The following is a 19,804-nucleotide window of genomic DNA, read 5'->3' on the forward strand; positions in this document are numbered from 1 at the left end:
CGCAAAGTCCCCCGCACGCACGGCGTGTCGGGGGATTTTGCGTCTGGTCGCGGTCAGGCCCAGCGGGCCAGGATCTCCTTGGCCCGGCTGGTCAGCGCGGCCTGGAAAAACGGGCCGAAGCTGACCCGTCCGACACCCAGCGGGCCGAACGATGCGGGGTCGTCCTGATCCGGCAGCGCAATCGCGTTGACCGGCAGCGGAAGCTCAGAGATCAAGCGCCGCAACGTATCCGGGTCGTGGCGACCCACCGGATACAGGACGTCTGCGCCAGCGGCCGCGGCCTCCTTCAGCCGGGCCACCGCCCGCTCGACGCGGTCCGATTCGTCGCCGTCCTTGCGCAGGAACAAATCGGTGCGCGCGTTGATCACGACATGCACTCCGGCCGCGTCGGCCGCCGAGCGCAGCGCGCCGACGAATTCGGCGTGCTCACTCACCGAGCGCAGCCGCTTGCCCTCGCTGTGCACGGTGTCCTCGATGTTCAGACCCACCGCCCCGACGCCGATCAGCCCGTCGATCAGCTGTTCCGCCGGCAGCCCGTAACCCGACTCGACGTCCACCGACACCGGGACATCCACCGCCGCGGTGATCTGCGCGACCCGGCCCAAAACGTCGTCGAACGACATGCCTTCGTTGTCCGGCTTGCCGACCGAATCGGCGACCGGGTGGCTGCCGACGGTCAGCGCGGCGAACCCGGCCTCGGTCGCCAACCGTGCCGACCACGCGTCCCACACCGTCGGCAAGATCACCGGATTCCCCGGCTGGTGCAGCGCCAGCAGCGCGGCTGCGCGGTCGGCGAGTGTGCGCTCTGCTGGCATCGGTGCGGCCCTTTCCGTCGCACGGACGTGACCTGCCTCACCTCCGCTGTGTGCGATGGATAGTATCGAGGGACGTACTGTGATCCACGACACCATCAGCTCAGGAGATCCGTTGTCGAGCCCCACTGAATTCGCCGAACTGCACAACCTCATCGGTGGTTTGCGGCGGTGTGTGACCTCGCTGAAGTCGCGCTATGGCGACACTCCGGCGATGCGGCGCATCGTCAACGACGCCGAGCGGATTCTCAACGATGTCGAACTGCTCGACATCGACGCCGGGGAGCTGGAGTTGGCGCACGCCAGCGTCCCGCATGCCGGTGAGAAAATCCCGATCCCCGACACCGAATACGACGCCGAATTCTGGCGCGACGTCGACGACGAGGGAGTTGGCGGGCACAGCCGGCCCTGAGGACCCCCGCGGTTCGGGTGCGCAGGTGTGACTTAGTACCCTCCAACGAGCCCCACGCGAAGAGGATCACAGTTGATGAGCGCACCTACCGCGAACCGTCCTGCCACCGGCGTCTTCTCGCCCACCCGCGCGCAGCTGTCGCAGCGCACGCTGCGCACCGACCGGTGGTGGATGCCGATCTTTTGGACAGACCTGGGTCTGTCGGTGTTCATCATCTACGCGACAATCCGGGCTTTTTGGGGCAGCGCCTATTACGTCGAGAAGTACCACTACCTGACGCCGTTCTACTCACCGTGCGTGAGCGCGTCATGCGTGGAGGGAGCCCGGCACTTCGGCACGTGGGTCGGTGAACTGCCCTGGTTCATCCCCATGGCATTCATCTCGCTGCCGTTCCTGCTGGCCTTCCGGTTGACCTGCTACTACTACCGCAAGGCTTACTACCGGACCGTGTGGCAGTCCCCGCCGGCATGCGCTGTGGCAGAACCACATTCGAAGTACACCGGCGAGACACGGCTTCCGCTGATCATGCAGAACGTGCACCGCTACTTCTTCTACGTGGCGTGCGTCATCTCACTGATCAATACCTACGATGCCATCAAGGCGTTCCACTCGCCGAGCGGCTTCGGCATCGGACTGGGCAACGTGATCCTCACGGGCAACGTGATTTTGCTGTGGATCTACACGCTGTCCTGCCACTCCTGCCGCCACGTGACCGGCGGCCGGCTCAAGCACTTCTCGAAACATCCGGTGCGCTACTGGCTCTGGACGCAGGTCAGCGTGATCAACACCAAGCACATGCAGTGGGCGTGGATCACCCTGGGCACCCTGATCCTGACGGACTGCTACGTCATGCTGGTGTCCAGCGGCGTCATCTCAGACCTGAGATTCATTGGCTGACAAGACAAGTGAGGGTTCATGGTTGAGGTCGAACGGCACTCCTACGACGTAGTCGTCATCGGTGCCGGCGGCGCGGGGCTGCGTGCGGTCATCGAGGCGCGCGAACGGGGCCTGAAGGTCGCCGTGGTGTGCAAATCCCTTTTCGGCAAGGCACATACGGTGATGGCCGAGGGCGGTTGCGCGGCGTCGATGGGCAACGCCAACCCGAAAGACAACTGGCAGGTGCATTTCCGCGACACCATGCGGGGTGGGAAGTTCCTGAACAACTGGCGGATGGCCGAGCTGCACGCCAAGGAGGCGCCGGACCGGGTCTGGGAACTGGAGACCTACGGCGCGCTGTTCGACCGCACCAAAGACGGCAAGATCAGCCAGCGCAACTTCGGCGGGCACACCTACGCGCGGCTCGCCCACGTCGGCGACCGCACCGGGCTGGAACTGATCCGCACGATGCAGCAGAAGATCGTCTCGCTGCAACAAGAGGACTACGCCGAGCTCGGCGACTACGAGGCGCGGATCAAGGTGTTCGCCGAGTGCACGATCACCGAACTGCTCAAGGACGGTGACGCCATCGCGGGAGCGTTCGGCTACTGGCGCGAGTCCGGCCGGTTCATCCTGTTCGAGGCGCCCGCGGTGGTGATGGCCACCGGCGGAATCGGCAAGTCGTTCAAGGTGACGTCGAACTCCTGGGAGTACACCGGCGACGGGCACGCGCTGGCGCTGCGGGCCGGCGCGACGCTGATCAACATGGAGTTCGTCCAGTTCCACCCGACCGGCATGGTGTGGCCGCCCAGCGTGAAGGGGATCCTGGTCACCGAGGGCGTGCGCGGTGACGGCGGGGTGCTGAAGAACTCCGACGGCAAGCGGTTCATGTTCGACTACATCCCGCCGGTGTTCAAGGGCCAGTACGCCGAGACCGAGCAAGAGGCCGACCAGTGGCTCAAGGACAACGACTCGGCCCGGCGCACCCCGGACCTGCTGCCCCGCGATGAGGTGGCCCGCGCCATCAACTCGGAAGTCAAGGCCGGCCGCGGCACGCCGCACGGCGGGGTCTACCTCGACATCGCGTCGCGGTTGACGCCCGCGGAGATCAAGCAGCGGCTGCCCTCGATGTATCACCAGTTCATGGAGCTTGCCGGGGTCGACATCACCAAGGAGCCAATGGAAGTCGGGCCCACCTGCCACTACGTGATGGGCGGTATCGAGGTCGACCCGGACACCGGCGCGGCGACGGTCCCCGGGCTCTTCGCCGCCGGCGAATGCTCCGGCGGGATGCACGGCTCCAACCGGCTGGGCGGCAACTCGCTGTCGGACCTGCTGGTGTTCGGCCGGCGCGCCGGCCTGGGCGCCGCCGACTACGTCCGCGCGCTGCGCAGCCGTCCGTCCGTCTCCCAAGAGTCCGTCGACGCCGCTGCCACGCTGGCGCTAGAACCTTTCGAGGGACCCAAAGACGGTTCGCCGGCGGAGAATCCGTACAAACTGCAGATCGACCTGCAGGACACGATGAACGACCTGGTCGGCATCATCCGCAAGGCCGACGAGATCTCCGAGGCGCTGTCCCGGCTGGAGGAGTTGCGGACCCGGTTCACCAGGATGCAGGTGGAGGGCAACCGGCAGTACAACCCCGGCTGGAACCTGGCCATCGACCTGCGCAACATGCTGATGGTCAGCGAATGCGTGGCCCGCGCGGCGCTGGAACGCACCGAGAGCCGCGGCGGCCATACCCGTGACGACCATCCCGCCATGGAGGCCGACTGGCGCAACACGTTGCTGGTGTGCCGGGCTGACGGGGACCAGAGCCTGCCTCACATCAGCGTCACCCGCGAGGAGCAGGTCCCAATGCGGCCCGACCTGCTGGAGCTCTTCGAGATCTCCGAGTTGGAGAAGTACTACACCGACGGCGAGCTGGCCGAGCACCCAGGACGGAGAAGCTAGAAGATGAGCTACAACGCGAGCATGCGGGTGTGGCGCGGCGACGACGACGGCGGCGCGCTGCAGGATTTCAGCGTCGAGGTCAACGAGGGCGAGGTGGTGCTCGACGTCATCCACCGGCTGCAACAAACCCAGACACCCGACCTTGCGGTGCGGTGGAACTGCAAGGCCGGCAAGTGCGGGTCGTGTTCGGCGGAGATCAACGGCCGGCCCCGGCTGATGTGCATGACGCGGATGTCGACGTTCGCCGAGGACGAGGTCGTCACCGTGACGCCGCTGCGGACGTTCCCGGTGATCCGCGACCTGGTCACCGACGTGTCGTTCAACTACGAAAAGGCCCGCGAAATCCCGTCGTTCACTCCGCCCAAGGAGCTGCAGCCCGGTGAATACCGGATGGCGCAGGTCGACGTGCAGCGCTCTCAGGAATTCCGTAAGTGCATCGAATGCTTCCTGTGCCAGAACGTCTGCCACGTCGTCCGCGACCACGAGGAGAACAAGAAAGCCTTCGCCGGACCGCGCTATTTGATGCGGATCGCCGAGTTGGAGATGCATCCGCTGGACACCCTGGACCGGCGCAACCAAGCGCAGGAGGAACACGGCCTGGGCTTTTGCAACATCACCAAGTGCTGCACCGAGGTGTGCCCGGAAAACATCAAGATCACCGACAACGCGCTGATCCCGATGAAGGAGCGCGTGGCCGACCGCAAATACGATCCGGTGGTGTGGTTGGGCAACAAGCTCTTCCGTCGCTGAGCGCACGTTAGCTCGCGGCCGGTCCGGGGTATCCCGTTGTGATGCCCATCCGACAATCCCACAGCATCAACGACATTCGAACCGCGATCCGGGAGCTGTCCGCTCGTGCCGAGCTTGCGCGCAAAGAGGGGCGACACGACGAGGCCGACGAGATCGATCAGCGCATCCAGGGTTACCGCGACGAACTGGGCCACCGCCCCTAGCGGTCAGGCGCCGAGGCGGCGGAAGACGCTGCGGTGAAACACGATGGGCGCCACGTCCGGGTCCACCCGGACATCGCTGACCCGTAGCACGACGATCGTGTGGTCCCCGGCGGAGACCAACTGGTCGACGCTGCTTTCCAGCCAGACGCTGGTGCCCTTGATGAACACGGCGCCGCTACGGTAGGACACCGTCTCCAAGCCGGCGAACCGGTCGCCGGTCTTGGCCGCCAGCGTGCGAACCGCCTCGTCGTGCGCCTCCCCCAGCACGCTGATCCCCAGTGCCGGTGCGTCTTTGAGCTTCGGCCACGTCGTCGATGTGTTCTGCACGCAGAACGACACCAGCGGTGGATCCAGCGAAACCGGAACGAACGTACTGGCGGCCAAACCTTCCCGCACGCCGTCGACCTCGGCGGCGATCGCGATCACGCCGGTCGGGAAATGCCCGAAGGCTTCGCGCAATGACGACGGTGTCAGCTTGTCGGGTGAGTTCACCGGGCTTCATTCGTATAGACGGGTTTTCGCCTCACGACCCTACCGAGTAGCCGTGCGCCTCGGCGACGTCGGGGTGTGCGCGCAGCCTGCTCTTCCAGGCGTTACGGCCGTAGACCGCGAAAATCGGATCCGACGGGTCCACGCGCCTGCCCCCGCGCACCGCCAGGTCCGGCGGCAACGACAAAACGGGCAGCTGCGCGTCCAGCCGCGGGTTGAAAAAGTACGGCACCGAAATCCGGTCGGCCGCCTCATACAGGTTCACCCGGTGCTCGGTGGCGCGCAGATACCCTCCGGTCGCCAGCTCCAACAGCTCGCCGATGTTGACGACGAACGCGCCGTCACGCGCGGGGACGTCGATCCAGCCGTCGCGCCGGCCGCGCACCTGCAGGCCACGGCTACCGGGCTCGGCCAACAACAACGTGAGCACCCCGGCGTCGCGATGTGCGCCCACCCCCTGCGAGGTCGTCGCGCCCGCCGGGTACCGGACGATCTTGATCAGGGTGGCCGGCGTCTCGGCGAAGGCCGCGTCGAACACGTCGGGTGCGCTGCCCAGTGCGGCCGCCCAATGCCGCAGCAGGGTTCGGGCCACCCGGGAAAGCGCGGCGTCCCACGCGTCGACGAGGCCGGGCAGCTCCGGTAGCCCGGCCGGCCACTGATTAGGGCCCTGCAGCCACAGGTAGTCCGGCTGGCCGGCGCTGCCGACGGGCGCCCGTTCCGGCCCGATGTCGATCTGCTCGCGCCAGTCCACCTTGCCGCCGGTCAGCTCGCCGCCCAGCCGGGTGTAGCCGCGGAAATGCGGACTGCGCACCATCGCGATGGCGTCCTTGTCGGCCTGCGGCAGCGCGAACAGCCGCCGCGCCGCGTCCAGCATCGCCAGGGTCAGCGTCTCGGGCACGTCGTGGCCGGTCAGGTAGAAGAAACCGACCTCGTGGGCGGCCTCGCGCAGCCGTCGTCGCAGTGCGCCGGGATGCTCGCTGAGGTCGACGACAGGAAGCGCAGTGATGGCCGACACAGATCCCACGGGTACATCATCGCCGCAGGTGAGGCCGCCCGCCATGGTAGTGCTCAGGCCGATCCCAACCGGTTGGTTGAAATCTTGCTCACACTCGCTTGCGTTGAAGTTACTGACCCGTTAAGTTTAGCGGTGTTACTGGTGGGTAACTTAGCCTTAGTACCCAACCAACAAGTGGCATTCTCATCGAGGAGGAGCACGTGAGCCACTACAAGAGCAACGTCCGCGACCAGGTATTCAACCTTTTCGAGGTCTTCGGCGTGGACAAAGCATTCGGGGAGGGCAGCTTCAGCGATCTCGACGTCGACACGGCGCGGGAGATGCTGGGCGAGATCAGCCGACTGGCCGAAGGTCCGGTTGCCGAGTCGTTCGTCGAGGGTGACCGCAACCCGCCGACCTTCGACCCGGAGACGCACGCGGTGACGTTGCCCGAGTCCTTCAAGCAATCCGTCCGCGCGGTCATCGACGGCGGTTGGGACAAGGTCGGCATCGACGAGGCTCTGGGCGGCATGCCGATGCCCCGGTCGTTGGTGTGGGCGCTGCACGAGCACATCCTGGGCGCCAACCCGGCGGTGTGGATGTACGGCGGCGGCGCAGGCTTCGCCAACATCCTCTACCACCTAGGTACCGAGGAGCAGAAGAAGTGGGCCGTGGTGGCCGCCGAGCGTGGTTGGGGCTCGACGATGGTGCTGACCGAGCCGGACGCCGGTTCGGATGTGGGCGCCGCCCGCACCAAGGCTGTGCAGCAGGACGACGGCTCCTGGCACATCGACGGTGTCAAGCGGTTCATCACCTCCGCGGACTCCGGCGACCTGTTCGAAAACATCTTCCACCTGGTGCTGGCCCGCCCGGAGGGCGCCGGCCCCGGCACCAAGGGTTTGTCGCTGTTCTTCGTGCCGAAGTTCCACTTCGACCCCGAGACCGGCGAGCTGGGCGAGCGCAACGGTGTGTTCGTCACCAACGTCGAGCACAAGATGGGCCTGAAGGTCTCCGCCACCTGTGAGCTGTCCTTCGGCCAGCACGGCGTACCGGCCAAGGGCTGGCTGGTCGGCGAGGTGCACAACGGCATCGCGCAGATGTTCGAGGTCATCGAGCAGGCCCGAATGATGGTCGGCACCAAGGCAATTGCCACACTTTCCACTGGCTACCTCAACGCGCTGGACTACGCCAAGGAGCGTGTGCAGGGCGCCGACATGACGCAGATGACCGACAAGACCGCGCCGCGGGTGACCATTACTCACCACCCCGACGTTCGCCGGTCGCTGATGACCCAGAAGGCCTACGCCGAGGGTCTGCGGGCGCTGTACCTCTACACCGCGACCTACCAGGACGCCGAGGTGGCCAAGGCTGTGCACGGTGTGGACGCCGAGCTGGCGGTCAAGGTCAACGACCTGATGCTGCCGGTGGTCAAGGGCGTCGGCTCCGAGCAGGCCTACGCCAAACTCACCGAGAGCCTGCAGACGCTGGGTGGGTCCGGCTTCCTGCAGGACTACCCGATCGAGCAGTACATCCGTGACTCGAAGATCGACTCGCTCTACGAGGGCACCACGGCCATCCAGGCGCAGGACTTCTTCTTCCGCAAGATCGTCCGCGACAAGGGTGTGGCGCTGGCCCACGTGTCGAGCCAGATCGAGGAGTTCGTCAAGAACGAGGCCGGCAATGGCCGGCTGAAGGCCGAGCGTGCGCTGCTGGCCACCGCGCTGGCCGACGTCCAGGCGATGGCCGCGTCGCTGACCGGCTACCTGATGGCCGCGCAGGAGGACATCTCCAGCGTCTACAAGGTGGGCCTGGGTTCGGTGCGCTTCCTGATGGCCGTCGGCGACCTGGTGATCGGCTGGTTGCTGCAGCGTCAGGCCGCGGTGGCGGTCGAGGCGCTGGACGCCGGCGCCGGCGACGGCGACCGGGCGTTCTACGAGGGCAAGATCGCGGTGGCGTCGTTCTTCGCGAAGAACTTCCTGCCGCTGCTGACCAGCACCCGGACCATTCTGGAGAACATCGACAACGACATCATGGAGCTCGACGAGGCAGCCTTCTAAGCCTGCCGAGAACACGTAAAAGGTCCCGACACGCACGGCGTGTCGGGACCTTTTACGTCTGGTCGCGCAACAGGGCGCGGGTGCGGGCCCGAACCTCGGGGGAGCGGTCGAACACGACGCCGACGAACTCGTCGACTCCGGCGGCGCGCAAGCCGTCCAGCCGCTCGCCGACCGAGGCCTCGTCACCGATGATCACGGCGTCTTCCGGTCCGGCGTAACCCTCCCGGTCGAGCATGGCGCGGTACGACGGCAGCTGGCCGTACATCGCGAACTGTTCGGCGGCCTGCGCCCGTGCGGCGGCGACGTCATCGGTGACGCTCACCGGAAGCGCGGCCACGACTCGCGCCGAACGCCCGGCTTCGGCGGCGGCCTGCCGCAGCGTCGGCCCGATGTGCTCGGCCAGGGTCGTGGGGCCGGTCATCCAGGTCACCGTGCCTGCCGTGCGCCGGCCCGCCAGCCGCAACAGTTGCGGGCCCAATGCCGCGATGTACACGTCCGGCGCCGCAGCGCCCGGGATCTGCAGCGCGCCGCGGGTGGTGACGGTCTCGCCGACCGCGTCGGCCTTGTTCCCCGCCAGCAACGGCTGCAGGCCGTCGAGGTACTCACGCAACCGCCGAACGGGTTTGTCCCAGGGGATCCCCCACATGCCTTCGGTGACCGCCTGATGCGTCATACCCAGCCCGAGGATGAAGCGGCCGCCGCTGATCAGGCTGAGCGTCAACGCGCGCTGCGCCAACAGCATCGGGTGCTGGTTCTGGATCGGTATGACGCCGGTGCCGACCTCGATGCGGTCGACTTCGCGCAGCGCAACGGCGAGCACGGTGAGCAGATCCGGTTCATAGGGCATCTGCGTCATCCAGACCCGGCGGAAGCCCTCGTCGCGCAAGCTGGCCAGGTTCTCCACGGTGGCGTCGACGGGCGAGCGGCCCTGGGTATCGCTCAACGAGCCGAGGATGCTGATCTGCACGACTCATCGTAACGGCGTCGACGGTCGAAAAAAGGGGCCGCCGCTGGATCCCCTCTTTTCAGCGGCGGCCCCTAAATCCAGGGATGCCCCGCGCTGCCATCGGGTCGGGGGGTCGGACGACAACACGGAGCTATCCGGTCTATCGGATAGCCGTGACGTCGCGTTACTAAACTTTTCCGGCGGAAATTTTTCCGCCGTTTCCGCTGGTAGCGGCTCAGGCTTCGAGGATGGCGGCCACGCCTTGGCCGCCCGCCGCGCAGATCGAAATCAGCGCGCGCAGCGGCTTTCCGCCGGACCCCTTCTGCTCGGCCTTCTTCTCGGCCAGCTGCTTGGCGGTCTGTGCCAGGATCCGTCCGCCGGTGGCGGCGAACGGGTGGCCGGCGGCCAGTGACGAGCCGTTGACGTTGAGCTTGGACCGGTCGATCGGCCCCAGCGCGGCATCCAGGCCCAGCCGTTCCTTGCAGTACTCCTCGGACTCCCAGGACTGCAGGTGCGCCAGCACCACCGAGGCGAACGCCTCGTGGATCTCGTAGAAGTCAAAGTCTTGCAGGCTCAACCCATTTCGGGCCAGCAGCCGCGGCACCGCATACGTCGGCGCCATCAGCAGACCGTCGGCGCCGCTGACATAGTCCACTGCCGCGGTCTCGGCGTCGACAAAGTAAGCCAGCGGGGTCAGCGAGTGCTCGGCCGCCCACTCTTCGCTGGCCAGCAACGCCACCGAAGCGCCGTCGGTCAACGGCGTGGAGTTGCCGGCCGTCATCGTGGCGTCGCCGGCTTTGACCCCGAAGACCGGCTTGAGCTTGGCCAGCTTCTCCACCGACGCGTCGGGCCGCAGGTTGTCGTCGCGGTAGAGCCCGAGGAACGGCGTGACCAGGTCGTCGAAGAAACCGCGGTCGTACGCGGCGGCCATGTTTTGGTGGCTGGCGGCGGCCAGCTCGTCCTGGGCGACCCGGGTGATGCCCAGCTGCTTGGTGGTGATGGCCTGGTGCTCGCCCATCGACAGGCCGGTACGGGGCTCGCTGTTCACCGGGATCTCCACGCCGAGGCTGGCGGGTAGCTTGCCGACCAGCTTCAGCCGCTGGACGTTGGTCTTGGCCCGGCGCAGTCCGAGCAGCGTGCGGCGAAGGTCGTCGCCGAAGCCGATCGGCGCGTCGGAGGTGGTGTCCACCCCGCCGGCAGCGGCGGCCTCGTAGCGGCCGGCGGCGATCCCGTCGGCGGCGCAGATCGCGGCCTGCAGACCCGTCCCGCAGGCCTGCTGGATGTCGAACGCCGGCGTGTAGGACGACAGCTTCGACCCGAGCACGCACTCGCGCATCAGGTTGAAGTCGCGGCTGTGCTTGAGCACGGCGCCGCCGATCACCGCGCCCAGCCGTTCGCCGGCCAGACCGAACCGGTCGACCAGCCCGCCCAACGCGGCGGTGAACATGTCCTGGTTGGACGCCTCTGCGTACGCGCGGTCGGAGCGCGCGAACGGGATGCGGTTGCCGCCCAGTACGGCGACGCGTCGCTGGGACTTGGAACTTGCAGAAGAATTTTCAGGGGCCACGCTTATCTCCGTCAGTTGAGGGTTACTCGCGGTTGAGGGCCATACTACCCACTGTTCTTACTCTGGAGTAAGTTCGGTCTTCGATACGGTTAGACGGCACGCTCGACATGGAAGGCAACATCAGTGGCCCCCAAGCTTTCATCGGATTTATTCTCCCAGGTCGTCAACTCCGGCCCCGGGTCGTTTCTGGCCAAGCAGCTCGGCGTTCCTCAGCCCGAGCCGCTGCGCCGCTACCGGGTCGGTGAACCGCCGCTGGCCGGTTCCCTGCTGATCGGCGGCGAAGGCCGCGTCACCGAACCGCTGCGCGCCGCGTTGGAGCGCGACTACGACGTGGTGGGCGCCAACCTCGGCGGCCGCTGGGCCGACTCGTTCGGCGGGCTGGTTTTCGATGCCACCGGGATCACCGCGCCGGCCGGGCTGAAGGCACTGCACGAGTTCTTTCCCCCGCTGCTGCGCAACGTCGCGCCCTCCGGACGCGTGGTCGTGGTGGGCACCACCCCTGAGGCGGCGGGCAGTAGCGACGAGCGGATCGCGCAGCGGGCGCTGGAGGGCTTCACCCGCTCGCTGGCCAAGGAGCTGCGGCGGGGCGCCACCGCTCAGCTGGTCTACCTGGCGCCGGACGCCAAACCGGCCGCCACCGGCCTGGAGTCGACGATGCGGTTCATCCTGTCGGGCAAGTCGGCCTATGTGGACGGTCAGGTGTTCTACGTCGGCGCCGAGGACGCGACGCCGCCGGCTGACTGGGACCGGCCGCTGGACGGCAAGATCGCGATCGTGACCGGCGCCGCCCGGGGGATCGGCGCGACGATCGCCGAGGTGTTCGCCCGGGATGGCGCCCGGGTGGTGGCGATCGACGTCGATGCCGCCGCCGAGGCGCTGGAGAAGACCGCCAGCAAGGTCGGCGGCACGGCGCTGACGCTCGACGTCACCGCCGCCGACGCCGTCGACAAGATCACCGAGCACCTGCGCGACCACCACAACGGCCGGGCCGACGTTCTGGTCAACAACGCGGGCATCACCCGCGACAAGTTGCTGGTCAACATGGACGAGGGCCGCTGGGACGCGGTGCTGGCCGTCAATTTGCTTGCCCCACTTCGTCTTACCGAGGGATTGGTCGGCAACGGCAGCATCGGCGAGGGCGGCCGGGTGGTCGGGCTGTCGTCGATGGCCGGCATCGCCGGCAACCGCGGGCAGACCAACTACGCCACCACCAAGGCCGGCATGATCGGGATTACCCAGGCGTTGGCGCCGGAGCTGGCGGGCAAGGGCATCACGATCAACGCCGTCGCACCGGGATTCATCGAAACGCAGATGACCGCCGCGATCCCGCTTGCCACCCGCGAGGTGGGCCGCCGGCTGAACTCGCTGTTCCAGGGTGGCCAGCCCGTCGACGTGGCCGAGACAATCGCTTACTTCGCCAGCCCCGCGTCAAACGCCGTGACCGGCAACGTGATTCGGGTGTGCGGCCAGGCCATGATGGGGGCATGACGCGCCGGCGACGATGCAGAGCGAAGCGATGAGGAGGAGCGGCGCAATGAACACGACCCAGCCGAGTGGTCTGAAGAACCTGGTGCGCGCGGCGGCGGGGGCAGTGCCGTTGGTACCTCGCGGCGACCAGCTGCCCAGCCGCACGCTGACCGTGAAGGACGTGCCCATCGACCGCGCGAACGTCGCCGCCTATGCGGCGGTCACCGGGCTGCGCTACGGCGACAACGTCCCACTGACCTATCCGTTCGCGCTGACCTTCCCGACGATGATGTCGTTGGTGACCGGATTCGACTTCCCGTTCGCCGCAATGGGTTCCGTTCACATCGAAAACCACATCACGCAGTATCGGCCGATCGCGGTGACCGACACCGTCAACATCTCGGTGCACGCGGAAAACCTTCGCGAGCATCGCAAGGGACTGCTCGTCGACCTGGTGACCGACGTCAGCGTCGGCAACGACACGGCGTGGCACCAGGTGACGACCTTCCTGCACCAGCAGCGCACCAGCTTGTCCGACGAGCCCAAGCCACCGCCGCAGAAGCAGCCGAAATTACCTCCGCCCACCGCGATCCTGCGCGTCAGCGCGGGACAGATCCGCAAGTATGCCTCGGTGGGCGGTGACCACAACCCGATCCACACCAATCCGATCGGCGCCAAGCTGTTCGGGTTTCCGACCGTCATTGCACACGGAATGTTCAGTGCTGCAGCGGTATTGGTGAACCTCGAGGGCAAGCTGCCCGACCAGGTGAGCTATTCGGTGCGGTTCGGCAAGCCGTTGGTGCTGCCCGGCACCGCGGGGCTCTACGTCGACCAGGTGGACAACGGCTGGGACCTCAACCTGCGCAACATCGCCAAGGGCTACCCGTACCTGACCGGCACACTTCGCGAGCTGTAGAAAGGCAATTCGCGAGACTTAAATGTCTGCGATTCCTCGCGGCGTGTCATCGCAAAGATTTAAGTGTCGCGGTAATGCCGAGACTAGGTGCTGGTCGTGATTTCGGTGGGCGTGCCCTTGAGACCGCGCCAGAACAGGTTGATCATCAGCTCGGCCGCCTCGTCGACGTCGGTGTCGCCCGTGCTCAGTCGGGTGGCGACCGCCTCGCCGGCCCCCACCAGCGCCACCGCCATCATCTCGAAGTCGGTGCCCGGCTCGGGGTTTCGGGTCCCCGCCTGCAGAAGGCGGCCCACCAGCGCGATGATCCGCTCGCGGCCCTCGCGCACGGTGTGCGCAAACGCCTGCGAGCTGGTGGCCTGGGTGTACATCACTATCCACGACGCCCGGTTGGCGTCGATATAGCGCAAAAACGACACAATGGTGTTGCGCAGCAAATCCTTTGGGCTTTGCTCGAGGTCGATGTCTTCGCGTACGCCGTCGATGAACCGAGACAGCTCGCGGTTCAGGCAGGCGCCGAACAGTTCTTCCTTGGAGCCGTAGTACAGGTACAGCATCGGTTTGGAGATCTCGGCCTTGGCGGCGATGGCGTCCATCGAGGTCTCGTGGTAGCCGTTGACCGAGAACATCTGCACGGCGGCGTCGAGCATCTGCTGCTCGCGGACTGCACGCGGTAACCGCTTGGTACCACCTGCCATGAGCCGTCCTTCACCTGCAACCGGAGTTATCTGACCCCAGAGTAAGCAATGCGTGCGCTCTACCTGCCACATCCGGGCGACGACTTCTTCATCGTCGCGATCCGATGCAGCGAGGCGTCGACGGCCGGCTGGGCCAACTCGCCCGCGGCCAACGCCTTCTCCAGTCGGTCCAGCACGGCGGGCACTTCGTCGGTGGTGACCCATAGCGCGACGTCACTGCCGGCCTGCAGGGCGCGCAGGGCCGCGTCGGGCACGCCGTAGCGTTCGTTGATCGCGGCCATGCTGGACAGGTCGTCGCTGAACACCGGACCGTCGAAGGGCGGTCCGCCGTAGCCGGTTCCGGTGCGCAGCAGCTGCACGGCGGCCGGGCTCAAGCTGGCCGGCTGGTCGCCGGTCAGACCGGGAACCTGCAGGTGACCGATCATCACCCCGACCGGGGATGCGCTGACCAGCGTCCGATAGGGCACCAGGTCGTCGCCTTGCAGCTGGTCCAACGGCGGTGTGGTCACCCCGCCGGTGTGCGAGTCGCCCGAGCCGTGCCCGTGGCCGGGAAAATGCTTGAGCACCGGCAGCAGTCCGGCGTCGCGCAGGCCGCGGGCATACGCGCCGGCGTAGTCGGTGACCACCGCGGGATCCGAGCCGAACGACCGGTCACCGATCACGGTGTCGTCCGCGGTGTCGGTGACGTCGACGACCGGTGCGAAGTCGATGGTGACGCCCAGGCCGCGCATCTTGTGGCCGCGCTCCAGCGCGATCGCGTAGACCTCGTCAGGGGTATGCGTCTGCGCGAGCACCTTCGCCGAGGGCGCCGTGCCGATCAGCGACGAGAGCCGGGACACCCGGCCGCCCTCCTCGTCGACGCTGACTGCCAGCGGCAGGGAGCCCGCGGCGCCGGTGATGCCGTGCAGCGAGCCGTCGGTCAGCATCGACAGGTCGGTCCAGCTGCCGATAAAGATGCCGCCGACATGGTGGTCGGTGACCACGGCCTTGGCGTCGGCGGCGTTGCGCACGCCCACCATCAGCAGCTGGGCCAGCTTGTCGCGGGCGGACAGGCCAGCCGTCGGGTCCCCACACGCAGGCGGGTGACCGGCGGCCGGGGTCGACGGCGCCGCGGATGGTTTGGTGTGGTGGCCGCATGCGGCAACCATCGCCGACACCACGGCAAGCACCGCCAGGACGCGTGAGAAGGCCATCGGCCCATGTTGTCATGGGCACACATCCCGACGACCGCGCGCCGACGCCTCAGCCACGCGCGAAGGCTCTGCTAGGTTTGGCGACTAAGTCCCGCACGTTGAGGAGCTCCCGATGAACCGGTTCGTTGCGCCCGCCGCAGCAAGCATCGTCGTCGGTCTGCTGCTGGGCGCGGCCGCGATCTTCGGGATCACCCTGATGGTGCAGCAAGACACCAAGCCGCCACTGCCCGGCGGCGACCCGCAGTCGTCTGTGCTCAACCGGGTTGAGTACGGCAACCGCACCTAACCTGAGCGCGGAGTCGCTGCCGCGGCGCTGGTTGTGGTTGGTCGGGGCGGCGGCTCTGGCCTTGAGCTTCGCCCAGTCGCCCGGGCAGATCTCCCCCGACACCAAACTGGATCTCACCGCCAACCCGCTGCGCTTTTTGGCCCGCGCCACCAACCTGTGGAATAGCGAGCTGCCGTTTGGCCAGGCGCAAAACCAGGCCTACGGCTACCTGTTCCCGCACGGCACCTTCTTTCTGGCCGGCCACCTGCTGGGTGTGCCCGGCTGGGTGACGCAGCGGCTGTGGTGGGCATTGCTGCTCACCGTGGGCTTTTGGGGCCTGCTGCGGGTCGCCGAGGCGCTCGGTATCGGAAGCCCGACGTCTCGAGTGGTTGCCGCGACGGCGTTCGCGCTGTCCCCGCGGGTGCTGACCACTCTGGGGTCGATCTCGTCGGAAACCTTGCCGATCATGCTGGCGCCGTGGGTGTTGCTGCCCACGATCCTGGCGTTACGCGGCGAGAGGTCGGTGCGACGGCTGGCCGGGCAGGCCGGGCTGGCGGTGGCGCTGATGGGCGCAGTCAACGCGATCGCGACGTTGGCGGGCTGCCTGCCCGCGGTGATCTGGTGGGCCTGTCACCGGCCGAACCGGTTGTGGTGGCGCTACACCGCCTGGTGGCTGCTGGCGCTGACACTCGCGATGACGTGGTGGCTGGTGGCGCTGGTCCTGATGGCCCGGATCAGCCCGCCGTTTCTGGACTTCATCGAGTCCTCCGGCGTGACCACGCAATGGTCGTCACTGGTGGAAGTGCTGCGCGGCACCGAGAGCTGGACGCCGTTCGTGGCGCCCAACGCCACTGCGGGCGCGCCGCTGGTCACCGGCACGGTGGCCATCCTGGCCACCTGCCTGGTGGCTGCGGCGGGTTTGGCCGGCCTCGCGATGTCCGGCATGCCCGCCCGAGGTCGGCTGGTCACGATGCTGCTGGTCGGGGTGGTGCTGATCGCCGCCGGCTACTCCGGCGGGCTGGGGTCGCCGCTGGCCCACCACGTGCAGGCATTTCTGGATGCCGGCGGCGCGCCGCTGCGCAACGTGCACAAGCTGGAGTCGCTGATCCGGATCCCGCTGGTGCTGGGTTTGGCGCAGCTGCTGAGCCGCGTGCCGCTACCGGGAAGCGCGCCGACGCCGGTGTGGCTCCGCGCCTTCGACCATCCGGAACGCGACCGGCGCGTCGCGGCCGGGATCGTCGTGCTGATCGCATTACTGGTCAGCACGTCGCTGGCCTGGACCGGTCGGCTCACCCCACCCGGCGCGTTCCGCGCGATACCGCAGTATTGGCACGACGCCGCCGGCTGGCTCGACGAGCACAACACCGGCGGGCGGGTGCTGGTGGTGCCCGGCGCGCCGTTCGCCACTCAGGTGTGGGGCACCAGCCACGACGAGCCCCTGCAGGTGCTGGGCGACAGCTCGTGGGGGGTGCGCGATTCGATTCCGCTGACCCCGCCGCAGACTATCCGCGCGCTGGACTCGGTGCAGCGGCTGCTCGCCGCCGGTAGGCCGTCTGCCGGTTTGGCGGATACCCTTGCCCGGCAAGGCATTTCGTACGTCGTGCTGCGCAACGATCTCGATCCGGACACGTCGCGCTCGGCCCGCCCGATCCTGGTGCACCGCGCCATCGTCGGGTCGGCGCGGCTAAAGAAGGTGGCGCAGTTCGGCGCGCCGGTGGGGCCCGGCCCCGTGCAGGGGTTTGTCAGCGACAGCGAACTGCGGCCGCGGTATCCCGCCGTGGAGATCTACCGGGTCGGCGCCGCTGCGGGCAACCCTGGCGCGCCCTACCTCGCCAACCTCGACCAAATGCCCCGCGTCGACGGCGGACCCGAGGTGCTGTTGCGCCTCGACGAACGGCGACGGCTACTCGGTAAGCCGGCGCTGGGACCGGTGCTGCTGACCGCCGACGCGCAGCACGCCGGCCTGCCGGTACCCGTCGTGACCGTCAGCGACACACCCGTCGCGCGGGAGACCGACTATGGCCGGGTCGATCACCACTCGTCGGCGATTCGCGCCGCGGGCGATGCCCGCCACACGTTCAACCGAGTGCCCGACTACCCCAGCCCGGGCGCGGAACCCGTCTACGGCGGCTGGACCGGCGGGCGGCTGACCGTATCGAGCTCGTCGTCGGATGCCACTGCGCTGCCCGACGTCGCACCGGCCGCGTCACCCGCCGCCGCGATCGACAGTGACCCGGCGACCGCGTGGGTCTCCAACGGGCTGCAGTCGGCCGTCGGGCAATGGCTGCAGGTGGACTTCGACCACCCAGTGACCAACGGCGTCATCACCCTCACGCCGAGCGCAACCGCCGTCGGCGCCCAGATCCGCCGCATCCAGATCGAAACCCTCAACGGCACCACCACGCTGCGGTTCGACGAGGCCGGCAAGCCACTGAGCGCGGCGCTGCCCTACGGCGAAACACCATGGGTGCGGATCACCGCGATCGGCACCGACGACGGGTCCGCCGGTGTGCAGTTCGGCATCACCGACCTGTCGATCACTCAGTACGACGCGTCGGGCTTCGCTCACCCGATCGACTTGCGGCACACCGTGCGAGTTCCGCCGCCGCCCGCCGGCGCCGCGGTGGCGGGATGGGACCTGGGTTCGGAGATGCTGGGCCGGCCGGGCTGCGCGCGCGGTCCCGACGACGTGCGCTGCGCGGCATCGATGGCGCTCACCCCGGAAACGCCGGCCACCTTCAGCCGCACCCTGAGCGTCCCGGGCCCGGTGTCGGTGACGCCGACGGTGTGGGTGCGAGCCCGGCAGGGCCCGAAGTTGGCCGACCTGGTCGCCGCGCCGGACAGCACCCGCGCGCGCGGCGACTCCGATCTGGTCGACGTCCTGGGCTCGGCGTATGCGGCCACCGACGGCGATCCGGCCACAGCCTGGACGGCACCACAGCGGGTGGTGCAGCACAAGACTCCGCCGACGCTGACCGTGACCCTGCCCCGGCCGGCCGAGGTGACCGGATTGCGGCTCACCCCCAGCGCTTCGGCAGTGCCCACGCATCCGAGGCTTGTCGCTGTCGACTTGGGCGACGGCCCGCAGACTCGCGAACTGAAATCGGGTGACGGCGGCGCCCAGACCGTGCCGCTGAAACCGCGAGTCACCGACACCGTCAGGGTGAGCCTGCTCGACTGGGACGACGTGATCGACCGCACCGCGCTGGGCTTCGACCAGCTCAAACCGCCGGGGCTGGCCGAGCTCACAGTGCTGGGCGGCGACGGCGAACCGGTCGCGGCCGCCGATCCCGCCCGCAACCGTTCCCGTGAGGTGACCGTCGACTGCAGCAGTGGGCCGGTCGTCGCGATCGCGGGACGTTTCGTGCACACGGCGATCAAGACCACGGTGGGTGCGCTGCTGGACGGCGAGCCGGTGGCCAGCCAACCGTGTGAGCATGAACCGATCTCGTTGCCGGCCGGTCAGCAGGAGCTGTTGATCAGCCCCGGCGAGCAGTTCGTCGTCGACGGCGCCCAGTTGACCAGCGGACCCGAATTAGCGAGTGCCCCAACGAGTCCCGTCGAGATCGCGTCATGGGGCCCGGCCCGTCGGGAGGTTCGGGTAGGTGCGGCGCCGACCGCGCGGGTGCTGGTGGTGCCGGAAAGCATCAATCGCGGCTGGGTGGCGCGTACCGACACCGGCGCCCGGCTGGAGCCCGTCGGTGTCAACGGCTGGCAGCAAGGCTGGGTGGTGCCCGCCGGAACCTCCGGCACCATCACGTTGACCTTTGCGCCCAACTCGGCCTACCGAGTCGGACTGGCCGGCGGCCTTGCGCTGCTACCGCTGCTGATGCTGATGGCGTTATGGCGTGGGCGCCGGCGACCGCCAGACGACCCACCCGCGCAGCCGTGGGCGCCCGGCCGGTGGGCGGCCGTTGCGGTGCTGGCGGCCGGCGCAGTGATCGCGGGTGCGGCCGGTGTCCTGGTATTCGCGGCCTTCCTCGGGCTGCAGTGGCTGCGGCCGCAACACCGAATGACGGTCGGGTTTTCTGCGGCGGGACTGATCTTGGCCGGCGCCGTGTTGTCGCGGCATCCGTGGCGCTCGGTGGACGGCTATGCCGGCCATTCGCCGTGGGTGCAACTGCTGGCGCTGATTTCCATGGGCGCTTTGGTCGGCTCGGTGGTGGTATTGCGACCACGCGAACCGGGGTAAGCGAGACAATAGACGTC

17 protein-coding genes are annotated in these 19,804 nt (G+C 67.9%); 10 read left to right on the forward strand and 7 right to left on the reverse strand.

Translation table 11 applies throughout. The features are described 5' to 3' along the window. Positions 1-53 precede the first annotated feature (53 nt). The gene (locus MFM001_RS00545) at positions 54-815 is read right to left on the reverse strand and encodes an isocitrate lyase/phosphoenolpyruvate mutase family protein (protein ID WP_116372528.1); all 762 of its coding nucleotides are present in this window, start codon (positions 813-815) and stop codon (positions 54-56) included. Between the two features lie 112 nt (positions 816-927). Here MFM001_RS00545 and MFM001_RS00550 point away from each other — a divergent pair, with 112 nt between their 5' ends. From MFM001_RS00550 to MFM001_RS24555, 5 genes are all read left to right on the forward strand, one after another. Next, on the forward strand, positions 928-1,224 hold the full coding sequence (locus MFM001_RS00550) for a hypothetical protein (RefSeq protein WP_116373506.1): 297 nt from the start codon (positions 928-930) through the stop codon (positions 1,222-1,224). Between the two features lie 75 nt (positions 1,225-1,299). Continuing rightward, the gene (locus MFM001_RS00555) at positions 1,300-2,121 is read left to right on the forward strand and encodes a hypothetical protein (RefSeq protein ID WP_116372530.1); all 822 of its coding nucleotides are present in this window, start codon (positions 1,300-1,302) and stop codon (positions 2,119-2,121) included. Positions 2,122-2,139: 18 nt separating this feature from the next. Then, on the forward strand, positions 2,140-4,053 hold the full coding sequence (locus MFM001_RS00560; RefSeq protein ID WP_116372532.1) for a fumarate reductase/succinate dehydrogenase flavoprotein subunit: 1,914 nt from the start codon (positions 2,140-2,142) through the stop codon (positions 4,051-4,053). Positions 4,054-4,056: 3 nt separating this feature from the next. Continuing rightward, positions 4,057-4,803, forward strand: coding sequence for a succinate dehydrogenase/fumarate reductase iron-sulfur subunit (locus tag MFM001_RS00565; protein ID WP_116372534.1), 747 nt, complete (start codon positions 4,057-4,059; stop codon positions 4,801-4,803). Between the two features lie 41 nt (positions 4,804-4,844). Continuing rightward, on the forward strand, positions 4,845-5,006 hold the full coding sequence (locus tag MFM001_RS24555; protein ID WP_192886844.1) for a hypothetical protein: 162 nt from the start codon (positions 4,845-4,847) through the stop codon (positions 5,004-5,006). Between the two features lie 3 nt (positions 5,007-5,009). On the opposite strand, the gene MFM001_RS00570 is transcribed toward MFM001_RS24555, so the two are convergent. Both MFM001_RS00570 and MFM001_RS00575 read right to left on the reverse strand, forming a co-directional pair. After that, entirely contained in the window at positions 5,010-5,498 is a 489-nt protein-coding gene (locus tag MFM001_RS00570; protein ID WP_116372535.1) for a flavin reductase family protein, read from the reverse strand. A gap of 31 nt (positions 5,499-5,529) precedes the next feature. Beyond that, on the reverse strand, positions 5,530-6,555 hold the full coding sequence (locus MFM001_RS00575) for a 2-oxoglutarate and iron-dependent oxygenase domain-containing protein (protein WP_116372537.1): 1,026 nt from the start codon (positions 6,553-6,555) through the stop codon (positions 5,530-5,532). Between the two features lie 155 nt (positions 6,556-6,710). Here MFM001_RS00575 and MFM001_RS00580 point away from each other — a divergent pair, with 155 nt between their 5' ends. Next, positions 6,711-8,546 carry an acyl-CoA dehydrogenase gene (locus MFM001_RS00580; protein ID WP_116372539.1) on the forward strand — a complete coding sequence of 612 codons (1,836 nt, stop codon included), beginning with the start codon at positions 6,711-6,713 and terminating at the stop codon, positions 8,544-8,546. Positions 8,547-8,598: 52 nt separating this feature from the next. Here the strand turns inward: MFM001_RS00580 and MFM001_RS00585 are convergent, their stop codons facing one another. Further along, on the reverse strand, positions 8,599-9,513 hold the full coding sequence (locus MFM001_RS00585) for a TIGR03564 family F420-dependent LLM class oxidoreductase (protein WP_116372541.1): 915 nt from the start codon (positions 9,511-9,513) through the stop codon (positions 8,599-8,601). A gap of 214 nt (positions 9,514-9,727) precedes the next feature. Continuing rightward, positions 9,728-11,059, reverse strand: coding sequence for an acetyl-CoA C-acetyltransferase (locus MFM001_RS00590; protein WP_116372543.1), 1,332 nt, complete (start codon positions 11,057-11,059; stop codon positions 9,728-9,730). Between the two features lie 123 nt (positions 11,060-11,182). Between MFM001_RS00590 and MFM001_RS00595 the strand changes: the two genes are divergently transcribed. After that, on the forward strand, positions 11,183-12,547 hold the full coding sequence (locus MFM001_RS00595; RefSeq protein ID WP_116372545.1) for a 3-oxoacyl-ACP reductase: 1,365 nt from the start codon (positions 11,183-11,185) through the stop codon (positions 12,545-12,547). A gap of 46 nt (positions 12,548-12,593) precedes the next feature. After that, positions 12,594-13,442 carry a MaoC/PaaZ C-terminal domain-containing protein gene (locus tag MFM001_RS00600; RefSeq protein ID WP_116372547.1) on the forward strand — a complete coding sequence of 283 codons (849 nt, stop codon included), beginning with the start codon at positions 12,594-12,596 and terminating at the stop codon, positions 13,440-13,442. Between the two features lie 83 nt (positions 13,443-13,525). On the opposite strand, the gene MFM001_RS00605 is transcribed toward MFM001_RS00600, so the two are convergent. Further along, entirely contained in the window at positions 13,526-14,137 is a 612-nt protein-coding gene (locus MFM001_RS00605) for a TetR/AcrR family transcriptional regulator (protein ID WP_116372549.1), read from the reverse strand. A 59-nt stretch (positions 14,138-14,196) separates the two neighbouring features. Continuing rightward, on the reverse strand, positions 14,197-15,330 hold the full coding sequence (locus tag MFM001_RS00610; RefSeq protein WP_116372551.1) for a glycoside hydrolase family 3 N-terminal domain-containing protein: 1,134 nt from the start codon (positions 15,328-15,330) through the stop codon (positions 14,197-14,199). Positions 15,331-15,442: 112 nt separating this feature from the next. Between MFM001_RS00610 and MFM001_RS00615 the strand changes: the two genes are divergently transcribed. Then, on the forward strand, positions 15,443-15,616 hold the full coding sequence (locus MFM001_RS00615) for a DUF2613 domain-containing protein (protein ID WP_065013670.1): 174 nt from the start codon (positions 15,443-15,445) through the stop codon (positions 15,614-15,616). Positions 15,617-15,632: 16 nt separating this feature from the next. Then, a complete protein-coding gene (locus tag MFM001_RS00620) occupies positions 15,633-19,787 on the forward strand; it encodes an alpha-(1->3)-arabinofuranosyltransferase family protein (protein ID WP_116373508.1) in 4,155 nt (1,384 codons plus the stop codon). Positions 19,788-19,804: the final 17 nt, after the last annotated feature.

It is taken from the genome of Mycobacterium sp. MFM001, assembly GCF_003402475.1.
Taxonomy (GTDB): Bacteria; Actinomycetota; Actinomycetes; order Mycobacteriales; family Mycobacteriaceae; genus Mycobacterium.